Here is an 8,380-nt window from a genome sequence, read left to right as displayed (position 1 = left end):
TGGATAAACGTTCGGATACCTTCTTCTCGTGATGCATACGAACGAGAGCGACATACCAACGTTTTGAGTGTGCTACGCCTTCCCCTGTCCCACAACTAGGCCCGGCATTTACTGATTTCTTTTCTTGAAAAATCATATTTTTTTACCCCATGTTTATCTGTTACTTCTTAAGTAACGGATCATGCATTTGCAGACAGCAGCTAACAACAAAAAAAGGAAAATGAACCGCGATGAGGGTGGGACGATATGGAAACCTAATATTCGATATGAAAGTATTCCGAAATTAGGCAATAAAAGGTCATAGAGCATGAAAGCAAAATCTTCATGTTCAGATACTTTTTTATTATGTATTTAAGAGAAAAAGGAAAAAAAGAAGTTTTTACTTGTATGCTATTAGTATTTTTACCTATCTTTGCACCGAATAAATTTCCGTTACTTAAGAAGTAACAGTAATACTAAGCCCCTAAATCTTAGCATTTTAAACCTTTTCCTTCAGGCTATTTTAAATCTTCTAACGTAATAATAATTTTGTTTATTTACTTTTGTGCGTTCTTCCAATTCGAAACCTTTCAAATAAATCTGAGTTGTCTTAATTGATTTATGCCCTAGTGACTCACTGATCATCTCAATAGGAACACCCCTATATTTAGCAGTAGTAGCCCAGGAATGCCGTAAAGTATAAGATGTTACAGACGAATGCAACCTCAGCTTACGGGATAAACTTTTCAGATGATTATTGAATTTCCGTAATGCAGACTGATACTCGCGATACGCACCTTCTTCCCCCCTTTTATACTCTCCACTCAATATATGGAAAAGATAATCGGGACGGTCGGAACAAGATGAACTATGATTATTACGAAGCAAAGAAAGTAACTCATAAGCAGAATCTATAATCTCCACACTCATGGGAGTACCGGTTTTCATACGGTTATACTTCAAGAGCCCCTGATTCAAATTTGACTTCTCCAGATGAGCCAGATCAACGAAAGGCATACCACCAAACTGAAACAGTAAATTAGCAATGGCCTGCGTATGGCGAAGTGTCTCCGTCTGCGGATCTTTGTTAAGCAACGTATGAAGCTCACTCAAAGGAAGTGCTTTCTTCTGGCGGGTATCAACTCCGGTAAACACATCACGAAACAAGCCATGTACATACGGAGCCTGACGAGCATCCACTCCCCTATTATAGATACAACGCAACATACGCATATACGTAGATATCGTATTTGGCTTTAAACGGGAGGCCGTCAGGTAATTGCTATACCTTTTTAAGTTTTCGCGGTTTATTTTGGTAAACTCAATAGACTGCGTACCACAAAACTGCGAGAAAGAACGGACCGCATTCTTATACACATGGGCCGTAGAATAACGGCCCTCCTTTCGCAAACAATCAATATAGTTGCTTGCACAAGTAGAAAATCGATTTTTCTTCATAATTCATTTCATATTATATTAATGAGTGAAAATATCACGGAATATACAAGATTTTCATTAAACCGAACATACTATTTATGGAATACTTACTGTTTTACATGAAAATCAGATATTCTTCCAGAAAATATGCAAATTGTAATCTCAATAACCCCTGCCTTATTCAGTTATAATATCATAAACAAAGAGAGGATAAACATTATTAAGTAAATGATTTATCCTCTCTCTTTATGTGTGGGTATATAGAAATTATTCCCCTAGATTCTCATACGTTTTACCGTCTTTGATTGCATCCGCTTTGAAGTCCTGGTAATATTCTTTGGCCAAAGCAGTATATTTCTTATACATCCGACCGGCAATTTCTATTTCATCCCCTTGTACAATTGGAGTACGTGCCTTATTGGGGGTAGATACAAATTGCAACTCCCAATCCCCCAGTTTACTATAAAAATCATTGGCACGGAAAGCCTCTCGTCCATGCGTCTGACGTAATCCCTCCTCCGAATAGGTTGTTCCATTATCGAGATGTTCCTGAAGCATGGCATAAAACTTCGTCCAACGCGGCAAATAATACCCTTTAATAAGTCCCGTCCATTCTCTCCATGAGTAATCAAAAATAGAAGGATCTCCGTCTGCCCCCCAAATAGTGACTAAGGAAGTGGCATCATATTCTAACAGGTTCTTTTCTTCTTCCGTATCCCCCCAACTTCGTGCAGATGTCAGCCAACGGTCAAAATTAAATTCAGGACGTGTACGAAGCAGCTCGTCCACATCTTCCAGCATTTGCAAGAAGCGTTTGCTATGCAAAGCGAAAGCCTCTTTGTCTCTATTCAGGAAAGCTTCGGCAGCTCTTTTATGGATAACTTGTCCCATATTGGTCATCATTTGCCTTTGGACATCTATCACATCAAAACGATAAGGTTCAGAATTCTTCAGTTTATCGGCATCTTTGAGTAACAAACCTTCGGCCTGAATGACCAATAAAGGAGAATATGGAATTCCCAATCCCGCATTAGGCCCTGATTTTTTTACATTAAGAGCAGGACGTGCAGCAATGATAGAACTTCGTTCGGTACCATTTGTACCGGGACGATAAGGTCCCTCCAATAAACAAATCATAGCTTGCTGAGCCGAGGGAGAGACAGCCCCATAACGTCGGTTGGCATATTGCTTAAGCCATTCCTCAATGGCTACTTCCCCTTTATGCAAAGGCATCTCAAATGCCAAATCATAATATACAGGATTCTGTTCAATAGCTTCCATAAACAAACCGGAGCCACAAACATTGGGATACTGTTTTAAAGCCGTCATATATTGGTTGGAGGCCAGCAAACGCAAATCTCCATGCATATTAATACGCCCGCCGAAGTTATGCAAATTTCCTTCCACAGCCGGGTATCCCCAAAAGCCTTTGCGGCCCTTTATCTTTTCTCCATTTAAGTCCAGAATAATCAGATCATTCTGAGGAACAGCCTTTACAATCGGTTCCCGCAAACTCCATGCCTGCATAGCCCATTTAGCTTTCGGGTCGAAATCTTTGATTAATTTATATATGGCATGCCCTACTGCGCTTAAATACTCCGGAGTATTGACAGGAGGTGCACTCTCGTGGAACGGATCTGCTGCGTATATTCCATACGTGCCATAAAGTTTCTTTTCTTCCTCTAAAAAATCACGGCCTAATGTTGCAAACAACGCATCGGTAGGATCAAGCTGTCCTGCTCCTTTAAATCCGCACCAACCGGGTTGCAGGCGAATTTTAGCTTCAGGATATTTATCTTTCAATTCACGAGGAACATAACCGGAGAATCCTTGTTGGATCGGTGTCATACCTAATTCCCTTTCACGGTCTATTATCTTTTTAGCTAAGATAATATGTTTATCGATCCAAGATTTAGGCAGCGGACCTCCATAACTTTGCAGATTTTGCATCCATTGCCAGGCAGCATGTCCCGGACCGGCTAAAAAACGGCGTGCTTCTTCATCCGTAAACCGATGTTTCAATAACGTGTTATACCATACAGCTTCCAATCCTACTGTTGCCAAAGGCATATTGATAGAATTCATAGCCATGAAATCTATTTCGCGTTGCCAACGTTCCCAATCCCAATAGGCAGCAGTATAGCTGACCGTACAATAATTCATGTATACCCTGTATTTACCATTGATCGTATTACGGATAGTCTTTTGGGGAAGCGGAAGATTTTCAGGTAAGTTTAATTGATTACCCAACCATGAAACATGCGCGTTACACGTATATTTCAGATATTGGTTAAATGCAGTGGACAGGGCTATGGCATTATTCCCTTTCAAAAGGACTTTCCCTTTTTCTGATGAGATTTCATACACATCCTCTCCATTGGCGGGGTCGATCAATTGCAGTTTGATCTGTTTCCCATATCCGGGTGTGACTCGCTCTATTAAGGCATAAACAGCCTTAATGTGCGGGTCTTTGGCATAGCCTATTACAGTAAACAGGCACAATAATAACAACAAAGGTTTTTTCATTTGACTATCAATTTTTATATAGCACAAATATAAGAAAAAGATTTTTTCTAAAAAAAATAATTAATACGATGCAGTATTTCCCAATCCCCTGCATTTATTATATAAAAAGCAAACGTAGAATGATCAAACCTATATATCATTAAGACCTATAACCTGAACTTAACAAGTGTGGGGAAAAACAGAAAAGAGAGAGAGTTTTAAAGAAATGTCCCCCAAAAAACGAAGAACCCCTGCCAACTGAGAAAGCTGGCAGGGGTTCATTTTTATATCTTCGAAAAAAGCAATCTTTACTTGCAATATTTCTTTATCAGATCATCCGTATTCGGATCACCCAGTTCTTTTGCTTTATTGAAATTGCCGCAAGCTTCATCCGTTTTCTTCAACTGTATCTGACAAAGTCCGAGCAGACGATAGGCCTCGGCATATTTCGGATCTTCTTTCAATATATTATTCAATATTTGAACAGCCTCTTCATACCGTCCCACACGCAGGTTTACCACTGCTTGCTCTGCCTTATAAGTCAGGTCTTTCGGATTCAGTTCGATCGCCTTGGCAATATCATCCAATGCACGTTGATACTGGCGTGCTTTCAGGGCAGCTTGTTCTCGATAATAATAGAACATATCATTCACCTGTCCGTTGACTGCTTTAAAATAAGCATCGTAATCGAGCATCGCATTACGCGCCTGATTGGCATTCAGATTCATCTGTGCACGTTCCAGAAGATAAGGAGCAAACGCGGAAGTAACCGGTTGCGGACAACGGGCGATACAACTATCCATTAATACAATAACTTCTTTCGGATCCGCTTTCAGCAATTCCTTGGTTTTAGCGGCACTAAAGAAGGTAGCAGGAGAAGCAATATTGCTGGCGTTCACTTTCTCATAAGCAGCCAAAGCACCTGCATAGTCCTGTTGGGCAAACAAAATATCCCCTTCCAGCTGAGTGTAAACAGGAAGCGGATCAATAGCGATTGCCTGGCGGAGATTCTTCAAAGCCGTGTCATACGTCCAGTCTTTATACGTCTTCTCAGGCTTCGATAATTGGTAAGCATGCATCAACTTGGCAATGTTGTAATACACATCATCCTTTTTCTGTGCTACCTTCAATGCCTTATTAAAGTCGGCAACCGCCTTGTCAAACCAAGATTGGTCTTCCTGTCCCTTAGTTACATAATAATTGGCACGGCGAATATACCCGTCCGTGCTGTTCGGGAACTGGCGGATAAAATCATCCAATAGTTTGCCGTACTCTTCATCCGTCATTTGTGAAGAAGCCATAAACAAGTAAACCAATGCCTGATCTTCCACTTCGGGCAGTCCTTTCCTGATTCCGATACTTTTCAGCGCAGCATCACCCAAAGAAAGCGCATTGATTTTTTGTGCCATGGCAAAAGCGGCCCCTGCTGCATAACAAGTAGTCACCGTATCAATTCCGGAGGACTTCTGGGAAATACCGAATACCTGTCCTTCCGCATTCATCACCGGGCAACTAACCATTTTATCTTTCATCTGCATACCCAACGTATAATAATGATATTCTCCGGCCACTTTGGAGACATCTTTCACTTTACCGGATACACAAGCAATACTCTTTTGTGTCGAATAAGGAAGCATCCATGCATCGGCTCCCACTTCCGGAGCAGCTTTTGCCACGTTCAACGCAGGAACTTTCTTCTCGGTAATGGCTACACGGAACTTAATAACATCGTACATATCATTAGCTCCAAGTATCACGTCTACCGGCATTTGCTTGCCGTCCGCCGTGATAACCACCGCACGTTCCGCTCCTTTAAAAAGGCTATAATCAGATAAAGCCAATCCGTCTTCGGATACAAAAAATCCGTTCCCGGTGTTCAGCATCTTATCATTCTTGTCATAAGTCACCACAGAGAAAACTGCGCGTTTCGCCTTCTCCACCCATTTAGGGGTTTGTGCCATGCTTCCCTGTACCAGAAAGAAAAGCACCAAAGGTAGGATTAAAATCTTCTTCATATCAGTCGTTGTTTCTTTGTTTCACAGCTTCGTAAATCAGGATACCGGCAGCAACAGACACATTGAGGGATTCGATTGTTCCCAACATCGGTATCTTCACCCATTCGTCACAGAGTGCCAGGTTATCATAAGAGACTCCCGTATCTTCCGCACCCATAATGATGCATAACGGTCCTGTATAATCAGCTTTCGTATAGTCGTAGTCTCCTTTTTCCGTAGCAGCAACAATACGGAAACCACTATCCTTCAAGTATTGCAGAGTCGCACGCAGATTTTGCTCACGACATACCGGAAGGGTATGCAATGCCCCTGCAGAAGTTTTCACAGCATCCGCATTCACAGAAGCACTGCCACGAGCCGGAATAATCACAGCGTCTACGGCTGCACATTCACAGGTACGGGCAATTGCACCGAAATTGCGTACATCGGTCACTCCGTCAAGCATGACGAAAAACGGATTCTTCCCTTGTTCGAACAAGAAAGGAACGAGATCTTCCGTCTTCTGATAAGTCACGGATGAAATGAAAGCCACCACACCCTGATGATTTTTCCGGGTGATACGGTTAATACGCTCCACCGGAACACGCTGAACGGGTATCAGCAGACCTTTCAAAGCTGCAAAAAGTTCTTTGGAAAGATCACTCTGAATGTCTTTCTTTACCAGAATCTTATCAATCTCTTTACCAGCCTGAATGGCCTCTATCACGGCACGAACGCCGAAAATCATTTCACTTTTATCAAGCATCTATGTTAATTTACTGTTTTATAATTTACTATTTATCAGTTGCGGGCAAGCAGGGCTTTGGCATTGCTAAGAGCAGCTTCGGTCAATGTAGCACCACTTAACATGTGTGCAATCTCCTCTACCCGTTCCTCGTCGGTGAGACGTCGGATGTGGCTGTTGGTTTCCGTATCGCTGTCCTTCTTATATACTTTATAATGGGCCCCTCCCCGGGCAGCTATCTGCGGCAGGTGAGTGATACTGATAACCTGACGGTTCTGTTCGCCCATTTCCTGCATCATGTCTGCCATGCGGTCGGCTATTTCACCGGATACTCCGGTGTCAATCTCATCAAATACGATAGTCGGCAGTTTCACGGCTCCGGCAATCATTGCTTTGATAGACAGCATGACACGCGCTATTTCACCTCCCGAAGCGACGGAAGAAATGTTCTGCAACACACCGTTCTTGTTGGCAGAAAACAAGAAGCTGACAGTATCTTCTCCCTGTAATCCGGGTTCTTTCTTTAACCCCATTTCCACCTGGAAACGGACATTCGGCATTCCCAACGGTACCAACCGGGCTGCCAACTGTTTTTCCACCTCACGCGCAGCCGCTGCACGGGCTTTGGTCAGCACTTCCGCCTGCTGCTTGACCTGTTTATATTGTTCTTCCTTACGTTCTGTCAGTTCGGCAATGCGCTCATCGTAAGAAGTGATATCGGACAACTTGCCACGATATTCCTCCGTCAAAGCAATCAGCTCCTCAAGTGTCTGCACACGGTGTTTCTGTTGCAGGGAATAGATCATGTTCAGACGGTCGTTCACCTCATCCAGCCTTGTAGGATTGAACTCGATAGACTCACCTTGCGAAGATACCTCCTGCGAAATATCTTTCAGTTCGATATAGGCACTTTCCATACGTTCGGCAAGTTCCTTGGCAGGCTGATAAACTCTTTGCAAGTTATTCAGCGTATTGAGACTGTCCTTTAAATAGGAAAGCAATCCTCCTTCGTCCGAAGCAAAAGACTGTTCCACCCGATAAAGCCCCGCCTTGATCTCCTCCGCATGACTTAACATTTCAGCCTCTTGTTCCAGTTCCTCCTGCTCTCCTTCGGCAAGATGAGCTTCTTCAAGCTGCTCCAGTTGAAAACGGATATAATCTTCATCGGCACGGCTTTTCTCAGCCAGTTCCATTAACTCGGACAGCTCTCTTTCAGTCTGTTTCCACCCGGCATAACGAGAGTGATATTTCTCCAGTGCCGCATCATTATGTGCAAGAATGTCGAGCACATTCAACTGAAACCCTTCCTTATTGAGCAACAGGTTCTGATGTTGCGAATGTACATCAATCAACTGTTCGCCCAACTCTTTTACCTGCACCAAAGATGCGGGAGTATCATTAATAAATGCCCGGCTTTTACCGGATGCCTGCACTTCACGGCGCAAGATGCACTCCTCATCATATTCCAGCTCGTTCTCCTCAAAGAACGGGCGCATACCATACGCTGAAATATCAAAACGTGCCTCTATTACACATTTGGAAGCCCCCCGGCGAATGGCCTTCATATCCGCCCGCTGCCCAAGCAACAGACCGATTGCTCCCAGAATAATTGACTTTCCGGCCCCCGTTTCACCTGTTATAACGGAAAAGCCTGTTTCAAAACTGATGTCCAGTTTCTCTATCAATGCGTAATTCTGAATGTATAATGAACGTAACATTT

Annotated in this window: 5 protein-coding genes and 1 pseudogene; all 6 read right to left on the bottom strand. The window is 42.9% G+C overall.

Annotation, left to right across the window (positions count from 1 at the left end; all coding sequences use genetic code 11):
* Nucleotides 1-136, bottom strand: a pseudogene (locus tag BHV72_RS16855) (UpxY family transcription antiterminator); the annotation flags it as partial.
* A gap of 356 nt (nt 137-492) precedes the next feature.
* Nucleotides 493-1,437 carry a tyrosine-type recombinase/integrase gene (locus tag BHV72_RS16850; RefSeq protein ID WP_032855233.1) on the bottom strand — a complete coding sequence of 315 codons (945 nt, stop codon included), beginning with the start codon at nt 1,435-1,437 and terminating at the stop codon, nt 493-495.
* 246 nt (nt 1,438-1,683) lie between these two features.
* Complete coding sequence (locus BHV72_RS16845) at nt 1,684-3,942, bottom strand: alpha-N-acetylglucosaminidase (protein WP_005678131.1); 2,259 nt, start codon at nt 3,940-3,942, stop codon at nt 1,684-1,686.
* Between the two features lie 287 nt (nt 3,943-4,229).
* Entirely contained in the window at nt 4,230-5,936 is a 1,707-nt protein-coding gene (locus BHV72_RS16840) for a serine protease (protein WP_005678129.1), read from the bottom strand.
* 1 nt (nt 5,937) lies between these two features.
* On the bottom strand, nt 5,938-6,681 hold the full coding sequence (gene rlmB, locus BHV72_RS16835) for a 23S rRNA (guanosine(2251)-2'-O)-methyltransferase RlmB (protein ID WP_005678128.1): 744 nt from the start codon (nt 6,679-6,681) through the stop codon (nt 5,938-5,940).
* A 35-nt stretch (nt 6,682-6,716) separates the two neighbouring features.
* Nucleotides 6,717-8,378, bottom strand: a complete 1,662-nt coding sequence (gene recN, locus BHV72_RS16830) for a DNA repair protein RecN (RefSeq protein WP_055173651.1) — start codon at nt 8,376-8,378, stop codon at nt 6,717-6,719.
* Nucleotides 8,379-8,380 lie beyond the last annotated feature (2 nt).

Source organism: Bacteroides sp. 43_46 (genome assembly GCF_001915455.1).
Taxonomy (GTDB): domain Bacteria; phylum Bacteroidota; class Bacteroidia; order Bacteroidales; family Bacteroidaceae; genus Bacteroides; species Bacteroides caccae.
The sequence above is the reverse complement of the archived record's forward strand: the minus strand, read 5'-3'. Positions and strand labels throughout refer to the sequence as shown.